Raw genomic sequence first — 24,328 nt, 5'->3', positions numbered from 1 at the left:
CACACAACTAGTTTGAGACAACGAGGAGACGATGATTCAGTTTCATAATGTCTGCATGTCCTATCAGCGCGATTCCGCAGCGTTGAATGATATCACTCTCAAGGTCCCCAAAGGGGACTTTGTTTTTGTTACCGGGCCATCTGGAGCAGGGAAATCGACGCTGCTCAAGCTGGTTTACGCTGCGGTAATGCCGAATCGAGGCCAGATTCTGATCGATGGCCAGAATATCGCCCGGCTGACCCGGTCCCAGATTCCGCTGTTAAGGCGGAGTGTTGGAGTGGTATTTCAGGATTTCAAGCTTCTGCCCAACAGAACGGTTTTCGAGAACGTTGCCATCACTCTGGAGGTGCTCGGCTGGGGCAAAAAAGATATCGGGAAGAAAGTCTACCATGTTCTAAAGCTGATGGGGCTCGAGCACAAAATTGCCGCCACCCCGCTACGTCTCTCGGGAGGCGAGCAGCAGCGGGTCGCTTTGGCCAGAGCGCTGGTGAACGATCCCAAAATCCTCCTTGCCGACGAACCTACCGGCAACCTTGACGACGAGAACAAGGAGCAGATCCTGTCTATTTTCAAAGAGGCAAACATTAGAGGAACGACCGTTTTGGTTGCAACTCATGATCGGCGGGTGATTGAGAACAGCCATAAAAGGGTAGTGGTGTTGAACAGGGGACAGCTTGTGGAGGATAGCAATGTCGCGCAATAAACAGACAAAGCGGCCGAAACTTTCCGGCGATGGCGCGGCGGGCCGTCTTTCATATTTTGTCGGCAGGGCGGTCCTAAACATGCGTCAGAATACTCTTGTAAATATCCTGACCGTCGGGACGATAACCCTCGCGTTATTGATCGTTTCGCTATTTCTCCTGGTGTATGTGAACCTCGAAACAACTGCCGACGAGTGGAGCGGCAAGATCCAGGTTGTTGCATACCTGGATAAAGAGCCGCTTCCCCAGGATTTATCGGTTATGATGAACAGGATCAAGGCGATCGACGGTACGGCAGGAGTTGCTTATGTCAGCAAGGTTAAGGCGATGGAGCGGTTCCGCTCGCGACTGAAAGGCCAGGAATCGCTGCTTGACGGGGTGCCGGCCGATGTCCTGCCCGCTTCGCTGGAAATTACCCTGAAGCGCAAGACGCGCGAAGATGTGGCGATGGATGCTTATGTGCGCCAGCTGAAAAAAGTCCCTGGAATAGATGAAGTCCAATATGGTGAAGAGTGGGTGCGCCGTTTTAATGCCTTCATGAATTTCGTGCGGTTCGCCGGGGCACTATTGGGGGCGTTTCTGCTGCTGGCGGTGTTGTTTATTGTCTCCAACACGATCAAGCTGACCATTTATGCCCGCAAGGACGAGCTTGAAGTAATGGAGCTAGTGGGCGCCACTTCTCTCTTTATCAAAACCCCTTTCCTGATTGAAGGGGCTGTTCAGGGGGCGATAGGGGCATTGCTGTCCCAATTGATTCTGGTGGCTTCATATTACGGATTTCTCCACAGTGCGAACAATTTCCTCAATTTTTCCGGAGCAGTGTCGGGTTTGTCGTTCCTGCCGCCTTCGTATGTCGCTGGCATCTTCGGGGGAGGGATCGCCCTCGGATTTCTGGGGAGTATTTTCTCCCTGAAACATTTTATCGGCAGTCAATCATGAAAAAAATGCTGTTCGTCGGATGTCTGGGGATGCTCCTTGCCGCATCGCTTGCGCAGGGTGCGGATGTACGTGATCAGCTGCAGGGGGTCAAAAAGGAGATCCGGGAAAAGAAGCGGCTGCTGAAAAAGACGACCAAGGTGGAGAAGCAGGTTTCCGGCGAACTTCAGGAGATTGATAGTTCGCTGCGCGAAAAACAGTCGCAGTTATTATCATTGAGCCGTGATCTGCAGCGCGTAGAACAGAACATTTCCCAGACCGGCAAAGACATCGAGATCGCCAAAGGTGAGGTTGAACGAAAGAAAACCGAAATTCAGCACCGGCTCGTTTCTATCTATAAGGCGGGAGAAATTAGCAATGTCAGAATGTTTTATTCATCCGAATCGTTTCCGCAAATGGTCGAGAACCTGCGCTACATGCGATCGGTTATTGATAACGATCGGCGGCTTTTTGCCGACTATAACCTTAAGATTGCGGAATTGTCGAAGCTGAAAGGGAAGCTTGAAGGTGAGGCAAAACGTAAGGAAGTCCTGGCCTCCGGCATTGAGCATAAGAAACAGGAGATTCAAACCGAAAAGCAAAGGAAGGTGGCGTACCTAAGCCAGGTACGACAGGATAAACAGTCCTATTTGGCGTCTCTGCGCGAGCTGCAGGCTAATGCCCGGCGGCTTCAGGTCATGGTGGAAAAACTTGAAGCGCTGAGTAGAAGAAGTTATACTCCGAAGGGAGAAAAAGGCCGCCCGAAAGGGCGTTTCCCCGAGCTTCCCCTGGTAACCGACAAGGGGTTCGGCGCCCAACGCGGCAAGCTTGCGATGCCGGCCGGCGGCCAGATCGTTGACACCTTCGGCCGCCATAAGCATCCGGACTTTAATTCGTACACGGTCAGTAACGGCATTTCCATTGCTGCTCCGGCTGGGGCGCCGATCCATGCCGTGTACGAAGGCAAAGTGATTTTTGCCAACTATTTCAAGGGATATGGTAACATGGTGATCATTGATCATGGTGGCGGTTTTTTTAGTCTTTACGCCCATGCATCACGGATTGCCAAAGGAGTAGGGGCGGAAGTCAGCCGTAACGAGACAATCGCCAGTGTCGGAGACGTCGATTCTTCCCGGGGTCCGATGCTCTATTTCGAGATCCGCTATCAGGGACGGCCGATTGATCCGTCGCCGTGGTTCAGGTAATATTTCAGCGCGAGAGCGGGAGGCATGATGTTCAAAAACGGAAGAGGAAAAAAGATTGCACTTCTCGTAGCATCATTGATGACCCTGATGATGCTGGGCGGCGTTGTTGTTCAGAAACAATGCGCTGCTGAAGGGAGTAATGACTACGATTCCATTGAGCTGTTCACTGACGTACTGGCCATTGTGAAGAAGAGTTATGTCGAAGAGGTCGATACCAAGAAGCTGATTTATGGTGCTATAAATGGGATGCTCGCCTCGCTTGATCCCCATAGTTCGTTTATGCCTCCCGATATGTATAAAGAAATGAGGATCGATACCAAGGGTTCTTTCGGCGGACTCGGGATCGAGATTACCATTAAGGATGGCCTTTTGACGGTCATTTCACCCATCGAGGACACCCCGGCATTCCGCGCCGGGATCAAGGCCGGTGACCAGATTCTGAAAATCGAGGACAAGTTCACCAAGGACCTGACGATCATGGATGCTGTGAAGCGGATGCGCGGGCCCAAGGGGACAAAAGTGACCCTTACCATAATGCGGGAGGGCTTCGACAAGCCGAAGGAGTTCACCCTTGTCCGCGACATAATCCAGGTCAAGAGTGTGCGGTACAAGACCCTGGATGACGGGTACGGCTACGTGCGGATCGCCCAATTCCAGGAGAAGACCGATGAGGACCTTTCCAAGGCTCTTGCCAGCCTCAAGCAGGAGAACGGTGGAAGTTTGAAAGGGCTTATTCTGGACCTGCGCAATGATCCCGGCGGGCTTCTCGATCAGGCGGTAAAAGTTGCCGATCATTTTATCAGCGACGGCCTGATCGTCTATACTGAAGGAAGAGAGAAGGACTCACGGATGCAGTTCTCTGCCCGGGCAAGCGGAACAGAACCTAATTATCCACTGGTAGTTCTGATCAACAGTGGGAGTGCCAGTGCTTCCGAGATTGTCGCCGGAGCGCTGCAGGATCATAAGCGTGCGGTTATCATGGGGACGCAGAGCTTCGGTAAAGGTTCTGTCCAAACGATTATCCCTCTCTCCGATGAATCAGGGTTACGCTTGACGACGGCGCTGTATTATACCCCGAGCGGTCGATCGATCCAGGCTAAAGGGATTACCCCGGATATCGTTGTCGAGCGTGCTGAAATTCAGGCGACCGACAGGAAGGAAGGGCATATCCGGGAGAAAGATCTGGAAAATCATTTTGAAAATGAAGGCAAGGACAAACCGGAGAATCAAGCTGGAAAGGATAAAACTCCGGTACACAAGATTGACGAACAGCTGAAAGGTGATTACCAGGTGCAACGAGCGCTTGATCTGCTAAAAGGTTGGGAAATCCTCAAAAATATAAATAAGGATTAATTCGCCCTGATTACAGGTTATTTTCCGAGGAGGGCAGAGTAGTGCCCTCCTTTTTTTGTTGAAGTTTCAGATTGTTTGCGGTCTTATATTGACTCCGTAATTTATTTGTAGTACAAACGAGGAATAATCTAGAATAAAAAGTGGTTAATAAATATGTCTACACAAAGCAAAGAAAACATGTCGGAACAATTGAGCGTCCCGGAAGAGATGGTCCTGATCAAAACCTTTGGCGGCCTGTCGCTTTCGTATCAGGGGAGCCCAATATCCATTGTCTGGGAGAGTCAGAAGGCGAGAATCCTTTTCTGCTACCTGCTCATTTCCTATGATCAGTGGGTGCATCGCGATAAGTTGATTGAGATGATCTGGCCCGGATGCGATATGGTTGCCGGGGCGAAGAACTTCAAGACCACTCTTAGCCGGTTGCGTAAATCATTTTCCGGTGCCCGCTCTGTAAATCCGGTTCTCAGCCTTGGCGAAGCGATACGGCTCAATTATAATATTTTTTCGCTTGATTCGAGCCAGTTCAAGTATCATGCCTCTTCCGGCATCAAGATGCTTGCCCGGGGTGAGATTGCCGCTGCCCGCAAATACCTGGAAGCAGCCCAGGATATTTACTTGGGTGATTTCCTTCCCGAGGAGCCTTTCGATTCTTTCATCAGTGCTGAAAGGAGCGAACTGGAGCAGCTTTATCGGTCGGTGCTTACTTCACTGGAAAAGGTATACCATCTGGAAGGAAATTCGGACGCCGTCGAGGCGATCACTATTCTTAAAAAAGTCTCCGCTGTCGTGCAAAATATCTGATCGGTTTTATTAGGTCGGTTAATGCTCCCAAGCCCTGTCTGGTTCGCGTGGCCAGGCAGGGCTGTCGCGGGTTCTATCCCGGACTCCCCACTGTTCTGCGACGTTTTCTTCTCCTTTCGGCTTTTCATCCCTATTCGCCCGAAGTTTGCTAATGGTAACACATTGGCAAAATTTCTATAGATTATTACCGTACAAACGGTACAATAGACTCGCACTCTACCTTAGGCTAGAAGCGCTCCGATCAGATGGCAATCTATTCCGGTGGGTTTTTGTTGTCTGATCGGTCTATGGAGGCAGGCTGATGAAATTGAAGCTTATTTTGTGGGCCGCTGCCCTGATGGTTCTGTGGCTCGTTGTCCCTGAGGCGCGGGCACAAAGCAGCGGCTCCCTGTCTTTAGTTGAAAATGGGCAGGCGAATTCCGTTGAATTCACTGTTTATGCAAATGGATTTGCCAATGTGCAAGGGGTACAATTCACGTTGTCCTATGATGCGGCGGTCCTTTCTAACCCCCAAGTAACAAAAGGTTCATTTGCGGGGAGCGCCTTCCTTGAATCAAATACGCGATCTTCTGGAACTGTCACTGTCGCGATGATTCAAATGACGGCCTTGTCCGGCAGTGGCCCGGTGGCATTTGTTACGTTTGACCGAAAGACAACCAGTAAAGCGACCGTTGCCCTGCAATATATGATAGTCCCGGCAAATGGTCCCGAGGAATCTTCGAGTACTTCCAATACGTCGGAAGGGTCACAGGGGGAGTCAGCGACAACTACGGACAGCTCTTCTTCCACCGGATCATCCACTACTGGCAGTGAGGCGGCGACCAGTACCACAGGTACCACAACCCCTTCATCGTCGGGTTATCAGGAGTATGGTACGTCCACGATCACCGGTGTCGAAACGGGGACAGCGGCATCAGGTGGAGGGGCTGCCGCGCCGGGGAATGCCACTGTGCCGGCAGAGAACTCGCAGGAAGTGCCAGGGCCTGCGTTGACTGAAGAGCCAGCGCAATCGCCATCTCCCGCCGCTGAAGGTGCAGTGACTAACGAGCCCCGACCGGAGCGCAATTCTGCGTCGCCCGAAGAGCATGGTGAAGGCAAGTACGTAGCGTACGCGAGTGTCCTCGATCGTTTCAAAGCGTTTGTCGGAGAGCGGACTCCTCAGGCGTTGATGGCGCTTTTCCAAAAACCTGTCTCCGAAGCGATTAGTCAAGAGCCAGCAATCTGTCTGACCGATGGCAAGACGACAGCCAAGGTCTTGGTGGCACTTGCCGAAGGGGAGAAAAACGCCCCGAATTTCGCGCTGCGAGGTGCCACTCTCAAATCGTTGAAAAAGGACGCCCGGCATTGGGTCGTCGAAGCGTTACCGGCGGCCGGCCGGCATGATGCATCTTTGACGGTCGTCTACGGTGCGTATATGGTTGATTACCCGCTGACCGTCGCCCCGCCAATCGAACAGCCGAACGATCGAAAGCTCCTGACAAACGAGGCCGGATTTATTCAGTTTATTGCGCAGAGAGGTTCTGACAAGAGTCCGCTATTTGATTTGAATAAGGATGGCAAACGGGATTACCTGGACGATTTTATTTTTACGGCGAACTATCTTGTTATCCACGGCAGTGGCAAAGGCCACAAGGCAAAGTAGTTATCAGCTGACAACGACTGATTGAAAACCCGCCCCTTCTCGGAGGCGGGTTTTTTGTTGGGTAAGATTCGGATGTCTTCGATCTCGGGAATATGGTATATCACTACTTCCAGTCCTGAAATGCGGGAGAGAGCCGGTGGCTAAACCAAGGAAAAGCGTCAAATCAAATCGTCGGGTCAAACAGAGACGCCTGTCGGGATCGCTCGTTTTGGCAGTGGTTATCGCCATTGTTGCTGCCGTAGCGTTTTTCACCTCCGAGCGTCCTCGAAAAGTCGGGCCGGCCAAGACGATACCGCCGCCGATTACGGAGCACCATAAGCTCCCGCCGCGCGATGAAGCTCGTGTACCCCCTATTGTACACGAAGACTACACGGGGATAGTCGTTCATCCTCCCTCACGGCATGCTTTGCCTGCCGCTGCCGGGCGGGGGGGCGTGGTGGCGATCATCATTGACGATATGGGAAAGCGTCTCCAGGAAGCCAGGTCGCTGGCGGATATCGGGGTTCCGCTGACGTTTTCAATTATTCCCGGCTTGCCGAAGGACCGCCAGGTCGCTGCCGAAGCCGAGCAGCGCGGGATTGAACTGTTGATTCACATGCCGATGGAGCCTAAGGGCTATCCTGCCAAGCGCCTTGAGGAAAACGGGTTGCTCTTAGGGCAGAGCGATGAGGAGATCAGGGCGCGGGTGGGGAAATACCTGGAGGCACTTCCCCAGGCTGTTGGCGCCAACAATCACATGGGATCCAATTTTACCGAAAATCGGGAGAAGATGGCGGTGGTGCTTAACATCCTGAAGAGCAGGGGCCTGTTCTTCATTGACAGTAAGACGTCACCGGCCTCCATCGGTTATGATCTGGCCGAAGAGATGGGAGTACGGAGTGCCTCGAGGAACGTTTTCCTCGACAATATTCAGCAAGCGGATTACATCTCGAAGCAATTAAGTCAGGCCGTTGACATTGCCCGCAAGCGGGGGAGTGCCATAGCGATCTGCCATCCCCACCCGGTGACGATCCAGACCCTGGCGGCCGAATTGCCTCGTTTGCGGGAGGAAGGGGTTACCTTTGTGCCGGTGTCCCGGCTCGTGCACTGAATGCTTTGACTGACCGGAGATAATGGCGTGTGGTTATGAAACGAGTTGGCGGGCGATGCGCTGTTTCAGGCGTGTCAGCCCCCGGTAATTCTCCTCCCGCAGGATGGCTTCCGGCTGCTGACCGTTGACCGGATGGACGAGCAAAAAGTTGTCCGTCGAACCGGCCTTGCTGCCGAACGTCTCAACCACCATCCTGTATAGTTTGCTCTCTTCCCGCCTGAGGAGCCCTCCCTCGTATTCCCGCAATGGATAATTCTTTTTCAATAGATGGATCCCTTCAAGATCGAAGCGATGGAATTCGACCGTCGCATCCGTGCCGTTGGCAATTGGTCTGAAAACAAAAGCAGATTCACGAGAGGCGTCGCGCATGATGTGGAAGGTGGGGTCATCGTCTGCACGGGAGACATCAATGTTGTAAATGTTGGTCATCAGGAGGTTGAAGAAACATTCCTCTTCGAAAAAACCGGCAGCGCTGCCATCGGAGACTTCAAAATAAAACGAAACCCGACCGGGTTCCTGGTTGGAAACCGGTCGGCGGCAGAGGATGCATTCCGTCTTGAGCCCCGACAATCGGGCGAAAAATTCTTCCTTTTTCCGGTCCTCTTCGGCTTCAAGCCATTGGTGGAAAAGCGCGGCGCGCAGGTCGGAGGTGGCGCGGTACTCTTTCATGAGGGTTTGAGCCAGTTGGGCAAATTGGCCGTGGACCTCGGTCCATTTGGCATGGGTGAGAATCGGGTAAATCTTGCCGTCGGGGTTGGTGTTCAGGCTTTCCACCTTCGGGCTTTTGGAAATATAGCAATCGAAGCAGCGATAGCCACGGTTGATGGCATAGGCCTTAAGCAAGGTTTTCTGGTCGCTGAATGGCCCATCGTACTTGATCCGCTCATCGACCAGGCAAGGGATCAGAGCTAGACTCTTCCGGTCAAGTCCCCGCTGGTCGAAGAGGGCAAAGATGTTCCGGCAATTTTCGAGACTCGGCATATCTTTGACGGGGATGATCGCCCGGTCTGCGGCAAAGAGGGCGTTTTGGGTCAGAACGTCAAGGTCGGGACGGGTATCGATGATCAGAATGCCGGGAATGCGGGAGAGGGCCAGCAACCGGGCAAGAACCATCGGTCCCTTGACAGATGCTTTCAGGTCGGTGAGTGCCGTTGACGATGGGATGTAGCCGACGCCATACTGACCAATGCGGACAAGATTCTTTCCCGGTGTTTCCGTCAGCAGGTCGGCGACCGTGCCTTGCTGCGACTGCCCTTTGATCTCGAACATCCGATCGACGGTGAAGTGGTTATCGAAGGAAAAAATGGTAATCGGAAGATTTTCGTCGAGCGCCTTGAGGTATATGGCCAGGTTGGTGGCGAGCGTCGTTTTGCCAACCCCTCCCTTTTCGGAGGAGACGGTGATAACATAGGGGTAACTGTGCATGACGCCATACTACACTGTCGCCAGGGGGCCGGTCAACCCGTTTGACAGGTGTGGCGCTATGTGTTAGAAACGTTGAAAAAACAGGGTGTTGAATTCTTGTTGAGGCTCTTGTGGATCTATTCGGCGAAAAACGAATTCTTACCGTCAGCCAGCTTACCACACTGGTGCGGGGAGTTCTCGAAGAGAATTTCGAACATGTTTGGGTCGAAGGGGAAATCTCCAACGTGGCGATGCCTGTTTCCGGTCATCTCTATTTCACGTTGAAAGATGCCGGCGCCCAGATTCGCTGCGTGATGTTCCGCGGTTCGGTGCGGGCACTCCGGTTCAAGCCGCGGGATGGTATGGGGCTGATCGTTCGCGGCCGGGTGACCGTCTACGATCAACGGGGCGAATACCAGTTAGTGGCCGATTACCTCGAACCCCGGGGGCTCGGGGCGCTGCAGCTTGCGTTTGTCCAGCTGAAGGAGGCTCTGGCCAAAGAAGGATTATTTGCCGACGGGCATAAGAAATCGCTGCCGCTGCTTCCCCGGCGCATCGGCGTTGTTACCTCGGCTACCGGCGCCGCTATCCATGATATCCTCCAGGTATTGAACCGGCGGTTCGCCAATGTCGAAGTCCTGCTTCGCCCGGTTAAGGTGCAGGGAGAAGGGGCGGCGGCGGAAATTGCCGCGGCGATCGACGACTTCAACCGTTATGGAGCTATCGACGTCATGATCGTCGGCCGGGGCGGCGGTTCGCTTGAAGATTTGTGGGCCTTCAACGAAGAGGCGGTCGCCCGGGCAATATATCGTTCGAAAATCCCGGTAATTTCAGCTGTCGGCCATGAAGTCGATTTTACCATTGCCGATTTCGCTGCCGATCTCCGGGCGCCGACTCCGTCGGCTGCTGCCGAATTGGTCATCAAGAGCAAGGAAGAGCTGACTGCCCGGGTGGAGTTTTTGCGGCATCGTTTGATCCAGGGTATGGAGCGCTATCTGGCTGAGCAGGGGGCGGCGCTGGATGCCCTGAGCCACGCGCTCCGTGATCCGGGGATGCTGATCGGCCATCTCGGTCAACGCGTCGATGATTTGATGGAGCGCCTTGATCATGCCCTGCGAACCACAGCGCATCACCGAGCCGCTAGTCTGGCCGCACTTGGGCTTCGTTTGCAGTTGGCCAATCCGTCGTTGCGGGTAGAGCGGGGGCGCGAACGACTGCTGACGTTAAACGGCCGGCTGCTGACGGGGATCGGGGGGAGGGTTGACCAATGGCGGCAGTCGCTGGCGGTTGCCGGTGCTCGTTTGCAGTCATTGTCGCCGCTATCCACTCTCGAGCGGGGCTACAGCATCGCAACAACGATCCCGGCCAAGGTGGTGATAAAAGATAGCTCTATTCTGGCGGTAAGCGATCGACTTGAACTCCGTTTCCACCGGGGCAGCGTTATCTGCCGCGTTGAGTCGGACGAGGGCTGATTGCTGCCACCCCCCCGGCCAGAAGTGGCTCCTTCGGCCATATTGACGCTGCTTGACTCGGCGTCTTCATCCTGTATAATGCGCATTTCATTCGTAACTCTCGAGGAGTACTCCCGATGGCCGTCGAAAAATTCGAAACCGCCCTGAAAAAGCTCGAAGAGCTGGTCAAAAAACTTGAAGGGGGCGAACTTCCCCTCGACGAATCGCTTAAGGCTTTTGAAGAAGGGGTCAAAATGGCGGCATTTTGCAGCAAACGACTGGATGAAGCCGAGAAAAAGGTCGAACTGCTGCTCAAGAAAAAGGACGGCTCGTTTAGCCGTGAACCATTCCTCGAAGAGGACAACTAGACTACAATTTTTCCAGCAAAGGATATGGCATGGATTTGAAAGGCTATTTGAAGGAACGTTGTGTATTGGTAGATAACGCGCTCGAAAAGCTCCTTCCCGGGGAGAACGATCTGCCCTCGTCTATCCATCGGGCGATGCGCTATTCGGTTTTTGCCGGCGGGAAACGGGTGCGACCGGTCTTGATGCTGGCTGCCTGCGAGGCGGTCGGGGGCGTGCTCGAGGACGCGCTGCCTGCAGCCTGCGCCATGGAGATGATCCATACCTATTCGCTGATCCATGACGATTTGCCGGCAATGGACGATGACGATTTCCGGCGGGGCCGTCCGACCAATCATAAGGTGTTCGGCGAAGCGATCGCCATTCTTGCCGGGGATGCTTTGCTCACCGAAGCGTTTATTGCCCTGGGTGCTCCCGAGTATGTTGCCCGTGTCGGTGCCGAGCGTCTGGTTCCGGCGACGCGCGAGATCGCGTTTTGTGCCGGTTCACGTGGCATGGTCGGCGGTCAGGTAGTTGACATGGAGAGCGAAGGGAAATCGGATATCGACTTGGCTACGGTCCAGTATATTCATACCCACAAGACGGGGGCGCTCATTAAAGCCTCGGTCAAGTCGGGCGCGATTCTCGGTGGTGCCGATGACGCTGCCCTTGCCGCCATGACGAAATTCGGCGAGACGATTGGCCTGGCATTTCAGATTGCCGATGACATTCTCGATATCGAGGGGACGACCGAGCAGATTGGTAAAGACGCGGGAAGCGATCAGGCCCGGGGGAAAGCGACCTATCCGGCAGTGATGGGCCTCGCTGAGTCGAAACGGCGCGCCCGGGAATTGGTTGAGATAGCTCTCGATGCGCTGTCCGCGTTTGGCGAAGAGGCGGAGCCGTTGCGGGAGATTGCCCGGTATATCGTTGCCAGGGAGTCATGATGTCACCTCTGCTTGACACCATAGCTTCACCCGATGATCTGAAAGGGCTTTCCCTGGCAGAACTGACTGCACTGGCGAGCGAGCTGCGCGAGCGGATCATTGCGACGTGCGCCCGGAATGGCGGGCACCTGGCGCCCAGCCTTGGCGTTGTGGAGCTGACCTTGGCGCTGCACCGGGTCTTTTCGTCTCCTGACGACAAAATCGTCTGGGATGTAGGACATCAGGCCTATGCCCACAAACTGCTTACCGGCCGGCGCGATCAGTTCCATACCCTCCGGACCCTGAACGGGATCAGCGGTTTCCCCAAGCGGGCCGAATCGCCCCATGATGCGTTCGATGTCGGTCATTCCTCGACGTCGGTGTCGGCAGCGCTCGGTTTTGCCGTGGCTCGCGATCTCGACCACCGGACCAACAAGGTGATAGCGGTGATCGGCGACGGTTCCATGACCGGCGGTATTGCCTACGAAGGTCTGAACCATGCCGGACACCTTAACAAGGACCTCGTAGTGGTGCTTAACGACAACGAGATGTCGATTGCCGAAAATGTCGGGGCTCTCTCTAATTTCCTCAGCCGAACCATTACCAGTGAATTTGTTCACAAGATGAAAAAGGATGTCGAAACTTTTCTCAGCGGCCTTGATCGCGTGGGAAACCGCGTGCTCAAGGTTGCCAAGCGGGCCGAGGAATCGCTCAAAGGGCTCTTTACGCCAGGCATGCTGTTCGAGGCGTTCGGCTTCGAATATATCGGCCCCATTGATGGTCACGACATCGCCATGCTCACGGAAACCTTCGAGAAGGTCAAACGTTTCGATGATGCGGTATTGATTCACGTCCTGACGAAAAAAGGGAAAGGATACCGGCCGGCTGAAGAAAATCCTTCGCTGTTCCATGGCGTCGGCCCGTTCGAGGTCGATTCCGGGAAGGTGCTGAAAGGGAAGGGGGGCGCTGCCTCCTATACCGGTGTATTCGGCGAGGCCCTGAAAAAGGTAGCGGCGGATGACGAGCGGGTGGTTGCCATTACTGCGGCCATGCCGGACGGTACGGGGCTGGCGGGGTTTGCCGCTGCTTTCCCGAAGCGGTTTTTCGATGTCGGTATTGCCGAGCAGCATGGCGTAACGTTTGCCGCCGGGCTCGCCGCCGAGGGGTACCGGCCGGTATTCGCGGTTTATTCATCGTTTCTGCAGCGGGCTTTTGATCAGGTCTTCCATGATGTCTGCCTGCAGAACCTGCCGGTTACCTTTGCCATTGACCGGGCCGGGGTGGTGGGGAGCGACGGGCCGACCCACCATGGGGTGTTCGATCTCTCCTATCTCCGTAGCCTTCCCAACCTGGTACTGATGGCACCTAAGGATGAGAACGAGCTGCAACATATGCTGAAAACCGCGCTGATGTACGACGGACCTTGCGCGCTCCGTTATCCGCGCGGCAACGGCATCGGCGTTTCGCTCGATCAGGTGTTTTCACCCTTGGCCATCGGCAGGGGAGAAGTCCTGCGTCGTGGCGGGGACGGGACCATCCTGGCAGTTGGTTCGAGAGTTCAACCGTCGCTGGCTGCAGCCGAACTCCTTGAGAATGAGGGAATCAGCCTGGCGGTGGTTAATGCGCGCTTCGTCAAGCCGCTCGACCGGACGCTGATTGTCGAACTGGCACGGGAGAGCGGCATCCTGGTTACCGTTGAGGAGAATGCCGTTCAGGGAGGGTTCGGTTCGGCGGTACTCGAACTGCTTGAAGAGGAGGGGATTGCGGGGAAGCGCGTTTTGCGGCTCGGCTATCCCGACCGTTTTGTGGAACAGGGTGAGCAAGCTGAGCTTCATGCCGCTTACGGTCTCGACACCGCGGGAATTGTTTCGCGCATAAAGGCTTTCGCGACTGTCTAGACTTGCCTGAACCCGGTTTTTTGCGAGCGACCTGCCGAGACTTTGCCCGGAGATCGATGCCCGGGGCTCTGTTGCATCGTCTGGCCTGGGAGGACTGATGAGGTATCGCGAGCTGCGGCAAGCGCTGGAACTGTTCGGCCTGCCGGACAGGATCACCCTGAAGGAATTGAAGAAGCGCCACCGGGAGCTGGTCAGGAAACATCATCCGGATGTGGGTGGTAATGATGATGGAAGCGCGATTCGCCAGCTCAACGCAGCGTACCGGATTCTTCTCGAGTACACGGAAAATTACCGCCTTTCCTTTGCCGAGGATGAATTCTACGAGCAGAATCCCGATGAGCGCCTGCGGATGCAATTTGAAGATACAGCGCTCTGGGGAGCACGATGAATTTGCCGTTGCCGTCGGGATCGGTGCCGCCTGATGTTGAAACGGCCAGCCGGTGGCGCTTTCGGCTTTTTCCTGCCGTTGCCTGTTTACTATCTCTGTGGATGATCGGGGTGGTGGGGCTTGGCGCGGCCCGAGCCGCCGACCCGTTGCTGCACAATGATTATGCGGCCGCACTGATTGACCGGGGGGAATACGAGCAGGCCATCGAACAGCTCGAAAAGGCCTACAGTCTCTTCTCTTCGGATCGGACACTCAAGGAAAACCTCGCTACCGCCCACGCTCTCCTCGGGCAGAAACTCCTCGACAAGAAATCGTACCCCCAGGCTGCCGAGCAATTCGGTAAAGCACTCGAACTTTCTCCCGACACCCCCCGCTTTCATCTATTACGAGGCATCGCCCTGACTTTTGCCCGGGACTACGATGCCGCCCGCTATGAGCTGGAGACGACGCGCACCTTGGGGGGGGATAGCGCCGATGTCTTTTATTTCCTCGGTAAAACTTTTTATGATGTTGGGGAAACAGCACAGGCACTTGACTTCTGGGAGAAGGCCGCTGCTCTCGCCCCCGGTGACGCCCGTTTTGCCGGATTGCTCGAACGAATGAGGCGCGAGCAATCGGCGGAAGGGAAAATGGATCGCGGTTACAGCTCCCGTTTCATCGTCTCCTATGATACCGAGGTCCAAAGCGGGAAGGCGCTTGATATCCTGGATGCCCTTGAACGAGTTTACAACGACGTGGGGGCCGACCTGGACTTTTACCCGGAGGCAAGAGTGCCGGTCATCCTCTATACCCTGAAAGATTATCGGGAAGTGACCCGCTCTCCTCACTGGTCTGGCGGACTGTACGACGGCAAGATCCGTCTCCCTATCGGCGGGGCGACCGAACTGACTCCCGAACTGCGGGCAACCCTGCGGCACGAATACACTCATGCCGTTGTCCGCGAATTGACCAGGGGGAATTGCCCGACCTGGCTCAACGAAGGTATTGCGGAACTGCAGGGGAGGCAGGAGTCCAATCCGCCGTTGATTGAACTTGCTCAAGCGATCAAAACCGGGGCATTTATTCCCCTCCGCTCGTTGGAAGGGAACTTCAGTGCCCTTGACGAGCAGAGAATCCGGCTTGCTTATGAAGAGAGCTATGCAGTGGTCAACTATCTAGTAACAAATTATGGTTGGTACCGGGTCAAGGCGATTCTGGCCAACCTGGGAGAGGGAGTGCCGTTTGATCAGGCCGTGACGCGGGGGCTTGCCGATTTCGCCCTGTCATATGATGATTTCTCCCGCGAATGGCGCGACTCTATGCAACAGCAATACCGTGACCGCAAGAACTGACGGGCGGGAGAATGGAGGCGGATACAATAAAAGGGCCTGCCGGAGCAGGCCCTTTTATTGTGGCTAGCGGACGATGTTTCTAGTTCGCGTTCAGGAATGCCTGAATATTGGCGATGTCCGTGGCACTCAGGGTGAAGCCGTGATGACCGGCGACACCGGGAGTGAATTTCGTCGTAACCAGACTGCCAAGGCCCGACAAGTTGGGGGCTGACCCTGAGGTGTCGTAAGTGCCGAGACGGTGACATCCCGAACAGTCATTGTCGTAAATTGCCTGCCCGGCGGCCAGGCTAGGGGTCGGAGTCGGAGTCGGGGTCGGGGTCGGGGTCGGAGTCGGAGTCGGAGTCGGAGTCGGGGTCGGGGTCGGAGTCGGAGTCGGAGTCGGAGTCGGAGTCGGAGTCGGAGTCGGGGTCGGGGTCGGGGTCGGGGTCGGGGTCGGGGCCAACGCATTGGCTATCGCTTGGATTTGGGCCGTGGTCAACGAAGAGAGTGAACCCATGCCGCCAATGTTGCTGGAAATCCCCGTCTGGATCAGGGCCGCTGTGGCGCCTGCCTTATCGGAATTGGCGAGGCTGCCGTGGCAACCGGAGCAATAACTGGCATAAAGTGCCGTACCGTCGGGCTGGGTCGGCCCAGGTTGGCCCATGCCGGGTTGCATTGGCATATTGGCCGAGGTAAAGGTTCCGGCGCCAATGTTATTCATTGGTGAAGTAAAAATCGGTGCCTGCGACTGTTTGTTGACGATGGTGATGTTTCCCGCCCCCATCTGGAAGGTGACCGCGTCGAACATGGCATCCATCCCGGTATGGTTAGCAGTATACGGGGCGGTAATCGGGTTGGCGGTAGCATTATAAAGCGCGAGGAGGGGCTGTAGCTGGTTCTGCAGGGCCGAGATGGCTGTCGGCAGGTTGGCGGCGATGGATTGCATTGCTGCCGCGGAAGGTGCCGCAAAAATGCCAGCTGGATCGTTACCCCCGTCGGCATTGGCTACGGCAGCGTTGGAGAGCGGATTGATATTTGCCGTCCCTGCATTGCTGGCAAACGAGCAGAGGGTGGTGGTCGTCCCACCGGTAGTGCTTTGTGCCATTAGAATATACGGGGGTGTCATGCCGGTTACGTCGATCGAATACGAACCATCCGCCTGGCTGGTAGTGCTCCTTTCCGCCGCAGCGGCATCTTTGAGGTGGATAGTGCCAACCATTGGTGCTCCCGTAGCTGCAACTCCGCTTACCGTGGCCGATGACGAGACCGTTGTCCCCGTGCCGCTCGACGAGCCGCCACCGCCGCAACCGCCCAGAATGAGCCCTGCCATTGCAAGTGCAAGCCCAATGCTCGCCGAAATCCGTTTCTTCATGGTTGCCTCCTTGGTGTTGATGGTGTTTGTCGCGCTGTTGTCCATACTGTCTGTACTGGTTTCCGTCACCAGATGCAGGCCTCCGCTTCATGTGGCAAGCGCATTGCGATACAAAAAAAGCCGGGACGGAATATCAGCAAGATATTTCGGCGACCCGGCTGTCTCAGAGAGACCCTGTAGGCTTTCCGCCCCATCCTCGCGGATGGTTTAGTATTGTCGTGTATCCAACAGTTGCGATGTTTGTGATTACATTAATTGCATAATCGCAGTAATCAAGTCAAGAAAAATGTTACCAGCGTGTATCTGCGGAGAAATTTAGTTTGTGTAGGAATAAAAAAGACGCGATAAAAATCTTGACATGTCCGCTGGCGTGAGCTAAAAAGAGATAAAAATGGTCCTAAAGGTATTTTTATGATGGAACTGACCCGCAAGGGTGAATATGCAATTCGTGGCATCATCTATCTGGCGCAGGTCCCGTCGGGGAAGGTGGCGCTCATTAGCGAGATCGCCGACGCCACTGATGTGCCGCAAACCTTTCTTGCCAAAATTCTGCAAAGTTTTGCCAAAATTGGCATCGTTAAGTCCTATCGTGGAGCTGGCGGCGGTTTCGTGCTCGGGCGACCAGCGGCGAAGATTACCCTCCGCGAGGTAGTGGAAGCAGTGGAAGGGCCGATTATGCCCAACCGCTGTCTGATTGGCAGTGGGAGTTGCGACCGGGAAGGCTTTTGTTCCGTTCATGGCGTGTGGCGCCAGATCCAGGGCAAGGTTGAAGAAATTCTCGATGACGTGACGATTGCCGAATTGGCCGAGCGACAACGATAAATTTTTTTTGCCTGTATACAGGACAATATTTGTCTTGTATGTTATGCTTAATAAGAATTTTCTACGCTGCAAGGCGTTGTATTAGGTGGATTTACGCGGGATCGACCGCTCAAAGACAAGAAATTTCGGGAGGAGGCAAGCAATGGACGTATTGAATCTGAGTAGGCTGCAGTTTGCGGCGACGGGGATGTTTCATTTCATCTTTGTGCCGTTGACCCTGGGCCTCTCCATCCTGGTGGCTTTCATGGAGACACGCTATGTCGTCACCGGGAACGAGACCTACCTCAAGATGACAAAGTTTTGGGGGAAACTTTTCCTGATCAACTTTGCCCTCGGGGTTGTCACCGGGATTACCATGGAGTTCCAGTTCGGAATGAACTGGGCGGAATACTCCAAGTACGTCGGTGATATTTTCGGGGCACCACTGGCAATTGAAGCGACCGTGGCGTTTTTCCTCGAATCGGTGTTCATCGGGCTCTGGATCTTCGGCTGGGACAAGGTGTCCAAGGGCGTGCACGCTCTTGCCATCTGCCTGGTAGCTCTGGCGACCAATCTGTCGGCACTCTGGATCCTGCTGGCCAACGGCTGGATGCAGAAGCCTGTCGGGTACATCCTGCGCAACGGCCGGGCGGAGATGGTCGATTTCATGGCGCTCATCACCAACCCCTATGGGATTATCAAGTTCTTTCATACGGTCTTCTCCGGGTATATGGTGGCCGCATTCTTTGTCATGGGTATCTCTGCCTGGCATCTTCTCCGCAAGAATCGCATCGACTTTTTTACCACCTCCTTCCGGACAGGGGCGGTCTTCGGCCTGCTTGCCGCACTCTTGGTGCTGTTGACTGGCGATTTCCATGCTGTCGAGATTTCCAAAACCCAGCCGACCAAGTTTGCGGCAATGGAATCGATCTGGGAAACCCAGAAGGGTGCCGGCATGAACCTGATTCTGCTGCCCGATGAGAAGAATGAATGCAATGCCGTCGAGCGTCTCTGTATCCCTAATCTGGTCAGTCTCCTGGCTACTCATACACCGAATGCCGAAATCAAAGGGTTGAAAGATTTCCCCAAAGAGCTGCGACCACCGGTCATGGGGACGTTCCTCAGCTTCCGGTTGATGGTCGGCATGGGAACGTTCATGATTCTGGCCGCACTGGTGGGGGTCGTCCTCTCGATGCGTAAGAATCTGGAAAATCAGCGGCTGTTCCTCAAAATCATGGTTCTGGCTATCCCCATCCCTTACCTGGCAACCCAACTTGGCTGGCTAGTGGCCGAACTGGGACGGCAGCCGTGGATCGTCTACGGGGTGCTGAAAACCTCCGATGCGGTGTCGAAGTCCATCGATACCGCACAGGTCCTCGGGTCGCTCGCCGGCTTCACCCTGCTGTATGGCCTGCTTGGGGCCGTCGATATTTACCTCCTGGCGAAGTATGCCCGGAAGGGGCCCGACGACGATCTTTCCGGTATTATCAAACCTGTTGCGGGGAGGGGTTAACATGGAACTGCAGATTATCTGGTTCGTATTGTGGGGTGTGCTGTGGGCGGTCTATTTCATGCTCGACGGTTTCGTGCTGGGGGCTGGAGTGCTCCATAACATCCTTGGTCGGGGTGACGGGGAAAAGCGGGTGCTGATCAATACAATTGGTCCGGTCTGGGACGGTAATGAGGTCTGGCTGGTTACTGCCGGTGGCGCAACCTTCGCTGCGTTTCCGACCACCTATGCCCTGATGTTCAGTTACCTCTATACCGCGCTGCTCCTGCTGCTCTTTTCGCTGATTGTGCGCGGTGTCTCCTATGAATTCCGTGGCAAGATTGATAGCGACGGCTGGAAAAAAGTCTGGGACGTGGCTATTCAGGTGTCATGCTTCCTGCCGGCACTGCTCTTCGGTGTTGCCTTCGGTAATATTTTCGAGGGATTGCCGATGGATGCCGCCGGCTACCACGGCTCGCTCCTGTCGCTGCTCAATCCTTACGGCTTGCTGACCGGGGTGTTGTTTGTCCTGTTGTTCGTCGTCCATGGGGCGCTTTATGTCTCGGTGAAGACAGTCGGTGATCTGAGCAACCGGGCCAAGAACCTGGCGGATAAAGTCTGGCCGGCCCTTTTGGTAGTGGCAGTCGCCTTCCTCGCCTACACCAAGTTTGCGACGAAACTGTTCGACAACTACCTGGCGACGCCGGTGCTCTTCGTTGTGCCGCTGGTGGCGGTGGCAGCGCTGCTCGGGACGCGGCTGTTTTCAGCCAAGGGGAGTACGCTGGCGGCTTTTGCCGCGTCGTGCGTAACGGTCCTGACCGTTGTGGCCACCGGGGTGGTGGGGCTGTTCCCAAATCTGATCCCCTCCAGCATTGATCCCAATTTCAGCCTGACGATTTACAACTCTTCGTCAAGCCCCTACACGCTGAAATTGATGACAGTGGTTGCCTTCATCTTCGTTCCGATCGTCATCCTCTACAAAATCTGGGTGTATCGCATTTTCAGAGCTCCGGTGGTCGAGGAGGATGTTGTGAAAGATACGCACGCCTATTGATTGTTTCCGACTCATAACACTAATAAAACGAGAAAAGGGTGCCTAATGGCACCCTTTTCTCGTTTCGGGCATGCCGGAGCAGGAATTATTCGCGGACATAAATGTCCATGTCCGATTCGTGTACCATCGCCATGATACGGGCATACTCCGATTCGATCAGCTCGTAGTGGTTGTGAGTCTCCTGGGCGTTCAGTTCGAAAATTGCCCGGACCTCGGCGGATTTGATCTGGGCGGCGGTTTCCCGAAGGGCCTTTTCTAGGTTCAGTTCTTTCTCCATGGCGAGTTCCATGGCTTTCTGCTCGTTGAAATCCGAATTGATCGATTTCGCCAGTGCGGCAAGCCAGCTCGACTGGTGATCCGGGGGCGTATCCATCAGTTCGTCGAAATCGGCGATGTCGCTCCCCTGGTATATTTTATAGAACTGACCGGCGTGTTGCCGTTCTTCCCGGGCCAGCAGCTGGAAGAATTTGACCGCATCCGGATCTTTCATCTGCAGGGCGCCCAGTTCGTAAAAGTTCATGGCGTTCTTTTCCGTTTGAATGGCTTTCTTGATTGCATCGTCGACGTCGATTTCTTCAAACATGTTTCCGACCTCCGTTTTCCGGGCGTAATTAACGTTACGGAGTAAACCTTAGCGAAGATTGGGACGATGTCAAATGGCCTCTTTACCGGCAATCGGGGGTTGTCTCCCATCGTTTCTCGGGGTAGACTCTTTGCTGCCGATTGCCTGGAATCTTGGGAGTACAGGGGAGGTACAGATGACGGATAGAGATATACCGACCAAGGGGCTGTGGCGGGCGCTTGCAGGCGAACGGCCGCTCCAGATTGTCGGCGTGATCAACGCCTATGCGGCGATGATGGCCGAACAGACCGGTTTTCGAGCGCTCTATCTCTCGGGGGCAGGGGTGGCGAATGCCTCCCTTGGTCTGCCCGATCTGGGGATGACGACGCTGAACGAGGTGCTGGAAGAGGTGCGGCGAATCGTCGGTGCGTCTTCGCTGCCGTTGCTGGTTGACGCCGATACCGGCTGGGGAGGTGCCCTGATGATCGGCCGGACGGTCCGCGAACTGATCAGGGCAGGGGCCGCCGCCATGCATATCGAGGATCAGGTGGCCGCGAAGCGGTGTGGGCATCGTCCCGGTAAGGCGTTGGTCCCCGCTGCGGAGATGGCTGACCGGATCAAGGCGGCTGTCGATGCCCGGACCGACCGGAATTTTGTCATTATGGCGCGTACCGATGCCATGGCCGGGGAAGGGGTCGAGGGGGTGATCGACCGGGCGGGTCGCTATCGTGAGGCCGGTGCGGAGATGCTTTTTGCCGAGGCGGTCACCAACATCGACCAGTATCGTCTGATCACCGCCGCCGTCGGTATGCCGGTGTTGGCCAATCTGACCGAGTTCGGCATGACGCCGCTCTATTCCCGTGAAGAACTGGCGGCAGCCGGTGTTGCCTTGATCCTCTACCCGCTTTCCGCCTGGCGCGCCATGAATGCGGCAGCTTTGCAAGTATTCCGGGCCATCCGCCATGATGGCACCCAGGCGGCTCTGGTTGACTCTATGCAGAGCCGGGCGGAACTCTACCGGTTTCTCGGGTATTATGCTTACGAGGAGCAGCTTGACCGGCTGTTCGGAAAGGACAAGCCATGACCCGCATGCGAACCGTCGACGACAACCTGCGTCCTCCCTACGATCGGGAAATTGCCGCTATCGCCGATTACGTGGTCGATTTTCCTCTCACGAGCGAGGAAGCCTTTGCCACTGCCCGGGCGGTACTGATGGATTCCCTTGGCTGCGCCATGCTGTCGTTCCGTTATCCGGAATGTACCAAACTGCTCGGCCCGGTGGTGCCCGGAACGGTAGTGCCGAACGGTGCCCGGGTGCCGGGGACCAGATTCGAGCTCGATCCGGTCAAGGCCGCTTTCGATATCGGGATACTCATCCGCTGGCTGGACTTCAACGATACCTGGCTGGCGGCCGAGTGGGGACATCCCTCCGACAATCTGGGGGGAATTCTGGCGGTTGCCGATTATCTCAGTCGCCAGCGCCGGGCTGCCGGAAAAGCGCCCCTGGCGATCCGTGAACTCCTGGCGGCGATGATCAAGGCCCACGAAATCCAGGGGGGGATGGCGCTGGAAAACTCTTTCAACCGCGTGGGGCTCGATCATGTGGCGCTGGTCAAGCTGGCCACGGCTGCTGTCGTTACCAGACTGCTCGGTGGCGGTAAAGACGAAGTGATGGCCGTTATTTCCCAGGTATGGGTGGATGGCCAGAGTCTCCGGACCTATCGGCATGCCCCCAACACCGGCGCTCGCAAGTCGTGGGCTGCCGGCGATGCCTCCAGTCGCGCGGTCAGGTTGGCAATGCTGACCATGGCCGGTGAGCAGGGATATCCGAGCGCCCTCTCGGCAAAACAGTGGGGACTGTACGACGTAACCTTCGGCGGCGAACGGTTTCGTTTCCAGCGGCCGTACGATTCCTACGTCATGGAGAATGTCCTGTTCAAGATTTCCTTTCCGGCCGAATTCCATGCTCAGACCGCCGTCGAATGCGCCTTGCGCCTGCATGGTCAGGTAGCATCCCGGCTTGACGAGATTGCCGAAATCGTCATTACCACCCAGGAATCGGCAATCAGGATCATCAGTAAAACAGGGCCGCTTTACAATCCGGCCGATCGCGACCACTGTCTGCAGTATATGGTGGCAATTGCCCTGATCTTCGGTACCCTGACCGCCGATCATTACCAAGACGATGCAGCAGCCGATCCGCGGATCGATCGGCTGCGGGAGAAGATGCGCGTCGTCGAGGACGAACAGTTCAGTCGCGATTATCTCGATCCGGAAAAGCGTTCGATTGCCAATGCACTGCAGGTCTCCTTTACCGACGGTACCTGCAGCGAGAAGGTCGAGGTTGCCTATCCGATCGGCCATCGTTGCCGCCGTACCGAAGGGTTGCCGCTACTGCACCGGAAATTTGCCGACAATCTCGCCGCTCATCTGCCGGCAAATCGCTGCCGCCTGATTAAGGAGATTGTCGACGACCAGGAGCGGTATGAGACGATGGCGGTCGACGAATTTATGGAGTTATTTCTTGTCTGACCCTCTGTCCGGCTGATATAACGGAATGACTTCCGGCTCTAGGTGGCCTCTGCGGCCCGACGACCGAACGATCAGCGAGTGCGACCCATGACGACCGACAACGACCGTTCCGATACCTTTCCCTATCCAATCCTGATTGCCGAAGACAGCGGCTTCCTGCGTAAAGTACTGGAAGGCAATCTGCGGGAGATCGGTTATGACGTGGTGGCCACGGAGAATGGCCGGCAAGCGCTGGAGTCTTTCTCCGGCGGCCATTACCCGATCGTCGTTACCGATCTGGTGATGCCGGAGATGGACGGCTTGCAGCTGTGCCGGGAGATTCGCGCGTTGCCGCGCGACCATTACACCTACATCATCCTGCTGACGGCCCAGGACTCGAAGGAAAGTATCATCGCCGGCCTTGCCGCCGGCGCCGACGAGTATCTGATCAAGCCGGTGGAATCGGCCGAACTGACGGTTCGTCTGAAAACCGCGCGCCGGATTCTGGAACTGGAGGCGAATCTGAAGGGGAGCCTCGAAGAGATCAAGCGACTGTCGATGCGTGATCCGCTGACCGGCGTCTACAATCGCCGCTACCTCGACGACCGCTTTCCCCAGGAGGTCAAGCGGGCATTCCGCTATGAGCACCGAATCTCGGTCATCCTGATGGATATCGATCATTTCAAGCTGGTCAATGACACCTATGGCCATCATGCCGGCGATATGGTGCTCCGCGCCTGTGCTGCCTGCATTGGCGGCTGCATCCGGGAAAATATCGACTGGCAGGCGCGGTATGGCGGCGAAGAATTTGTCATCGTCCTGCCGGAAACCGATCTGAGCGGTGCCCTGGTTGCCGCCGAGCGCTTGCGGCAGCAGATCGCCGCTCTGGTCACTACCGTTCGCGGCGAAGAATTGAAAGTTACCGCCAGCTTCGGCGTTGCCAGCTTCACCCCGCCGGATCAACAGGAAGATCTTGAAGTTGCCGAATTCCTGCTGGCCCAGGCGGATCACTGCCTGTACCAAGCAAAAGGGGAAGGGCGCAACCGGGTAAGAGGGCGACAGCTGGATGTCAGTGGCTCGTGTGGCGATGGCCAAGCAGCCCCCTAACGGT

Annotated in this window: 22 protein-coding genes and 1 riboswitch; of the genes, 19 read left to right on the top strand and 3 right to left on the bottom strand. The window is 55.7% G+C overall.

What is annotated here, in order from left to right; genetic code table 11:
* Positions 1 to 31 precede the first annotated feature (31 nt).
* The 7 genes from ftsE to QMN23_RS11505 all read left to right on the top strand — a co-directional run bounded on the left by ftsE (position 32) and on the right by QMN23_RS11505 (position 7,707).
* On the top strand, positions 32 to 703 hold the full coding sequence (ftsE, locus tag QMN23_RS11535) for a cell division ATP-binding protein FtsE (RefSeq protein WP_281999454.1): 672 nt from the start codon (positions 32 to 34) through the stop codon (positions 701 to 703).
* Complete coding sequence (ftsX, locus tag QMN23_RS11530) at positions 690 to 1,640, top strand: permease-like cell division protein FtsX (RefSeq protein ID WP_281999453.1); 951 nt, start codon at positions 690 to 692, stop codon at positions 1,638 to 1,640. Before ftsE ends, ftsX begins: the two co-directional genes overlap by 14 nt.
* Positions 1,637 to 2,821 carry a murein hydrolase activator EnvC family protein gene (locus QMN23_RS11525; protein WP_432613077.1) on the top strand — a complete coding sequence of 395 codons (1,185 nt, stop codon included), beginning with the start codon at positions 1,637 to 1,639 and terminating at the stop codon, positions 2,819 to 2,821. The genes ftsX and QMN23_RS11525 overlap by 4 nt, the downstream gene beginning before the upstream one ends.
* 27 nt (positions 2,822 to 2,848) lie before the next feature.
* Positions 2,849 to 4,174 carry a S41 family peptidase gene (locus QMN23_RS11520; RefSeq protein WP_282003881.1) on the top strand — a complete coding sequence of 442 codons (1,326 nt, stop codon included), beginning with the start codon at positions 2,849 to 2,851 and terminating at the stop codon, positions 4,172 to 4,174.
* Positions 4,175 to 4,351: 177 nt separating this feature from the next.
* Positions 4,352 to 4,975 carry an AfsR/SARP family transcriptional regulator gene (locus QMN23_RS11515; RefSeq protein ID WP_281999452.1) on the top strand — a complete coding sequence of 208 codons (624 nt, stop codon included), beginning with the start codon at positions 4,352 to 4,354 and terminating at the stop codon, positions 4,973 to 4,975.
* A gap of 301 nt (positions 4,976 to 5,276) precedes the next feature.
* On the top strand, positions 5,277 to 6,617 hold the full coding sequence (locus tag QMN23_RS11510) for a cohesin domain-containing protein (RefSeq protein ID WP_281999451.1): 1,341 nt from the start codon (positions 5,277 to 5,279) through the stop codon (positions 6,615 to 6,617).
* A gap of 436 nt (positions 6,618 to 7,053) precedes the next feature.
* Positions 7,054 to 7,707 (top strand): divergent polysaccharide deacetylase family protein, encoded by a 654-nt coding sequence (locus QMN23_RS11505; protein ID WP_281999450.1) that lies wholly within the window; start codon positions 7,054 to 7,056, stop codon positions 7,705 to 7,707.
* Between the two features lie 33 nt (positions 7,708 to 7,740).
* On the opposite strand, the gene QMN23_RS11500 is transcribed toward QMN23_RS11505, so the two are convergent.
* Positions 7,741 to 9,132, bottom strand: a complete 1,392-nt coding sequence (locus tag QMN23_RS11500) for a ParA family protein (RefSeq protein WP_281999449.1) — start codon at positions 9,130 to 9,132, stop codon at positions 7,741 to 7,743.
* Between the two features lie 110 nt (positions 9,133 to 9,242).
* Here QMN23_RS11500 and xseA point away from each other — a divergent pair, with 110 nt between their 5' ends.
* The 6 genes from xseA to QMN23_RS11470 all read left to right on the top strand — a co-directional run bounded on the left by xseA (position 9,243) and on the right by QMN23_RS11470 (position 15,449).
* A complete protein-coding gene (gene xseA / locus QMN23_RS11495; RefSeq protein WP_281999448.1) occupies positions 9,243 to 10,583 on the top strand; it encodes an exodeoxyribonuclease VII large subunit in 1,341 nt (446 codons plus the stop codon).
* Positions 10,584 to 10,699: 116 nt separating this feature from the next.
* A complete protein-coding gene (locus QMN23_RS11490; RefSeq protein WP_281999447.1) occupies positions 10,700 to 10,930 on the top strand; it encodes an exodeoxyribonuclease VII small subunit in 231 nt (76 codons plus the stop codon).
* 29 nt (positions 10,931 to 10,959) lie between these two features.
* Positions 10,960 to 11,853, top strand: coding sequence for a polyprenyl synthetase family protein (locus QMN23_RS11485; RefSeq protein ID WP_281999446.1), 894 nt, complete (start codon positions 10,960 to 10,962; stop codon positions 11,851 to 11,853).
* A complete protein-coding gene (gene dxs / locus QMN23_RS11480; RefSeq protein WP_282003879.1) occupies positions 11,853 to 13,730 on the top strand; it encodes a 1-deoxy-D-xylulose-5-phosphate synthase in 1,878 nt (625 codons plus the stop codon). Before QMN23_RS11485 ends, dxs begins: the two co-directional genes overlap by 1 nt.
* A 97-nt stretch (positions 13,731 to 13,827) precedes the next feature.
* Complete coding sequence (locus QMN23_RS11475) at positions 13,828 to 14,118, top strand: J domain-containing protein (protein WP_281999445.1); 291 nt, start codon at positions 13,828 to 13,830, stop codon at positions 14,116 to 14,118.
* Positions 14,115 to 15,449: a peptidase MA family metallohydrolase gene (locus QMN23_RS11470; protein ID WP_281999444.1), complete on the top strand. Its 1,335-nt coding sequence runs from the start codon at positions 14,115 to 14,117 to the stop codon at positions 15,447 to 15,449. The genes QMN23_RS11475 and QMN23_RS11470 overlap by 4 nt, the downstream gene beginning before the upstream one ends.
* A 79-nt stretch (positions 15,450 to 15,528) precedes the next feature.
* Here QMN23_RS11470 and QMN23_RS11465 read toward each other — a convergent pair whose 3' ends face one another.
* Positions 15,529 to 16,800 (bottom strand): c-type cytochrome, encoded by a 1,272-nt coding sequence (locus tag QMN23_RS11465; RefSeq protein WP_281999443.1) that lies wholly within the window; start codon positions 16,798 to 16,800, stop codon positions 15,529 to 15,531.
* 145 nt (positions 16,801 to 16,945) lie between these two features.
* A riboswitch (cyclic di-GMP riboswitch) is annotated at positions 16,946 to 17,022 on the bottom strand.
* Between the two features lie 189 nt (positions 17,023 to 17,211).
* Here QMN23_RS11465 and QMN23_RS11460 point away from each other — a divergent pair.
* The 3 genes from QMN23_RS11460 (at position 17,212) to cydB (ending at position 20,144) form a co-directional block, all read left to right on the top strand.
* The gene (locus QMN23_RS11460; RefSeq protein ID WP_281999442.1) at positions 17,212 to 17,622 is read left to right on the top strand and encodes an RrF2 family transcriptional regulator; all 411 of its coding nucleotides are present in this window, start codon (positions 17,212 to 17,214) and stop codon (positions 17,620 to 17,622) included.
* A gap of 142 nt (positions 17,623 to 17,764) precedes the next feature.
* The gene (locus tag QMN23_RS11455) at positions 17,765 to 19,114 is read left to right on the top strand and encodes a cytochrome ubiquinol oxidase subunit I (RefSeq protein WP_281999441.1); all 1,350 of its coding nucleotides are present in this window, start codon (positions 17,765 to 17,767) and stop codon (positions 19,112 to 19,114) included.
* Between the two features lies 1 nt (position 19,115).
* Positions 19,116 to 20,144: a cytochrome d ubiquinol oxidase subunit II gene (gene cydB, locus QMN23_RS11450; protein WP_281999440.1), complete on the top strand. Its 1,029-nt coding sequence runs from the start codon at positions 19,116 to 19,118 to the stop codon at positions 20,142 to 20,144.
* A gap of 85 nt (positions 20,145 to 20,229) precedes the next feature.
* Here cydB and QMN23_RS11445 read toward each other — a convergent pair whose 3' ends face one another.
* A complete protein-coding gene (locus QMN23_RS11445; protein ID WP_281999439.1) occupies positions 20,230 to 20,727 on the bottom strand; it encodes a ferritin-like domain-containing protein in 498 nt (165 codons plus the stop codon).
* Between the two features lie 175 nt (positions 20,728 to 20,902).
* On the opposite strand from QMN23_RS11445, the gene prpB reads away from it, so the two are divergent.
* The 3 genes from prpB (at position 20,903) to QMN23_RS11430 (ending at position 24,324) form a co-directional block, all read left to right on the top strand.
* Complete coding sequence (gene prpB / locus QMN23_RS11440) at positions 20,903 to 21,790, top strand: methylisocitrate lyase (RefSeq protein WP_281999437.1); 888 nt, start codon at positions 20,903 to 20,905, stop codon at positions 21,788 to 21,790.
* Positions 21,787 to 23,238, top strand: coding sequence for a bifunctional 2-methylcitrate dehydratase/aconitate hydratase (locus tag QMN23_RS11435; protein WP_281999435.1), 1,452 nt, complete (start codon positions 21,787 to 21,789; stop codon positions 23,236 to 23,238). Before prpB ends, QMN23_RS11435 begins: the two co-directional genes overlap by 4 nt.
* An 87-nt stretch (positions 23,239 to 23,325) precedes the next feature.
* Positions 23,326 to 24,324, top strand: coding sequence for a diguanylate cyclase (locus QMN23_RS11430; RefSeq protein WP_281999434.1), 999 nt, complete (start codon positions 23,326 to 23,328; stop codon positions 24,322 to 24,324).
* Positions 24,325 to 24,328 lie beyond the last annotated feature (4 nt).

Origin of the sequence: Geotalea uraniireducens, from assembly GCF_027943965.1 — a bacterium.
Lineage (GTDB): Bacteria > Desulfobacterota > Desulfuromonadia > Geobacterales > Geobacteraceae > Geobacter > Geobacter uraniireducens.
This window is presented reverse-complemented; position numbering and strand designations above follow the sequence as displayed.

What these genes read in the sequence shown, in the direction of transcription:
- ftsE (WP_281999454.1), top strand. Translation starts at nt 32, where the DNA reads ATGATTCAGTTTCATAATGTCTGCATGTCCTATCAGCGCGATTCCGCA.
- ftsX (WP_281999453.1), top strand. Translation starts at nt 690, where the DNA reads ATGTCGCGCAATAAACAGACAAAGCGGCCGAAACTTTCCGGCGATGGC.
- QMN23_RS11525 (WP_432613077.1), top strand. Translation starts at nt 1,637, where the DNA reads ATGAAAAAAATGCTGTTCGTCGGATGTCTGGGGATGCTCCTTGCCGCA.
- QMN23_RS11520 (WP_282003881.1), top strand. Translation starts at nt 2,849, where the DNA reads ATGTTCAAAAACGGAAGAGGAAAAAAGATTGCACTTCTCGTAGCATCA.
- QMN23_RS11515 (WP_281999452.1), top strand. Translation starts at nt 4,352, where the DNA reads ATGTCGGAACAATTGAGCGTCCCGGAAGAGATGGTCCTGATCAAAACC.
- QMN23_RS11510 (WP_281999451.1), top strand. Translation starts at nt 5,277, where the DNA reads ATGAAATTGAAGCTTATTTTGTGGGCCGCTGCCCTGATGGTTCTGTGG.
- QMN23_RS11500 (WP_281999449.1), bottom strand. Translation starts at nt 9,132, where the DNA reads ATGCACAGTTACCCCTATGTTATCACCGTCTCCTCCGAAAAGGGAGGG.
- QMN23_RS11490 (WP_281999447.1), top strand. Translation starts at nt 10,700, where the DNA reads ATGGCCGTCGAAAAATTCGAAACCGCCCTGAAAAAGCTCGAAGAGCTG.
- QMN23_RS11485 (WP_281999446.1), top strand. Translation starts at nt 10,960, where the DNA reads ATGGATTTGAAAGGCTATTTGAAGGAACGTTGTGTATTGGTAGATAAC.
- dxs (WP_282003879.1), top strand. Translation starts at nt 11,853, where the DNA reads ATGTCACCTCTGCTTGACACCATAGCTTCACCCGATGATCTGAAAGGG.
- QMN23_RS11475 (WP_281999445.1), top strand. Translation starts at nt 13,828, where the DNA reads ATGAGGTATCGCGAGCTGCGGCAAGCGCTGGAACTGTTCGGCCTGCCG.
- QMN23_RS11470 (WP_281999444.1), top strand. Translation starts at nt 14,115, where the DNA reads ATGAATTTGCCGTTGCCGTCGGGATCGGTGCCGCCTGATGTTGAAACG.
- QMN23_RS11465 (WP_281999443.1), bottom strand. Translation starts at nt 16,800, where the DNA reads ATGAAGAAACGGATTTCGGCGAGCATTGGGCTTGCACTTGCAATGGCA.
- QMN23_RS11460 (WP_281999442.1), top strand. Translation starts at nt 17,212, where the DNA reads ATGATGGAACTGACCCGCAAGGGTGAATATGCAATTCGTGGCATCATC.
- QMN23_RS11455 (WP_281999441.1), top strand. Translation starts at nt 17,765, where the DNA reads ATGGACGTATTGAATCTGAGTAGGCTGCAGTTTGCGGCGACGGGGATG.
- cydB (WP_281999440.1), top strand. Translation starts at nt 19,116, where the DNA reads ATGGAACTGCAGATTATCTGGTTCGTATTGTGGGGTGTGCTGTGGGCG.
- QMN23_RS11445 (WP_281999439.1), bottom strand. Translation starts at nt 20,727, where the DNA reads ATGTTTGAAGAAATCGACGTCGACGATGCAATCAAGAAAGCCATTCAA.
- prpB (WP_281999437.1), top strand. Translation starts at nt 20,903, where the DNA reads ATGACGGATAGAGATATACCGACCAAGGGGCTGTGGCGGGCGCTTGCA.
- QMN23_RS11435 (WP_281999435.1), top strand. Translation starts at nt 21,787, where the DNA reads ATGACCCGCATGCGAACCGTCGACGACAACCTGCGTCCTCCCTACGAT.
- QMN23_RS11430 (WP_281999434.1), top strand. Translation starts at nt 23,326, where the DNA reads ATGACGACCGACAACGACCGTTCCGATACCTTTCCCTATCCAATCCTG.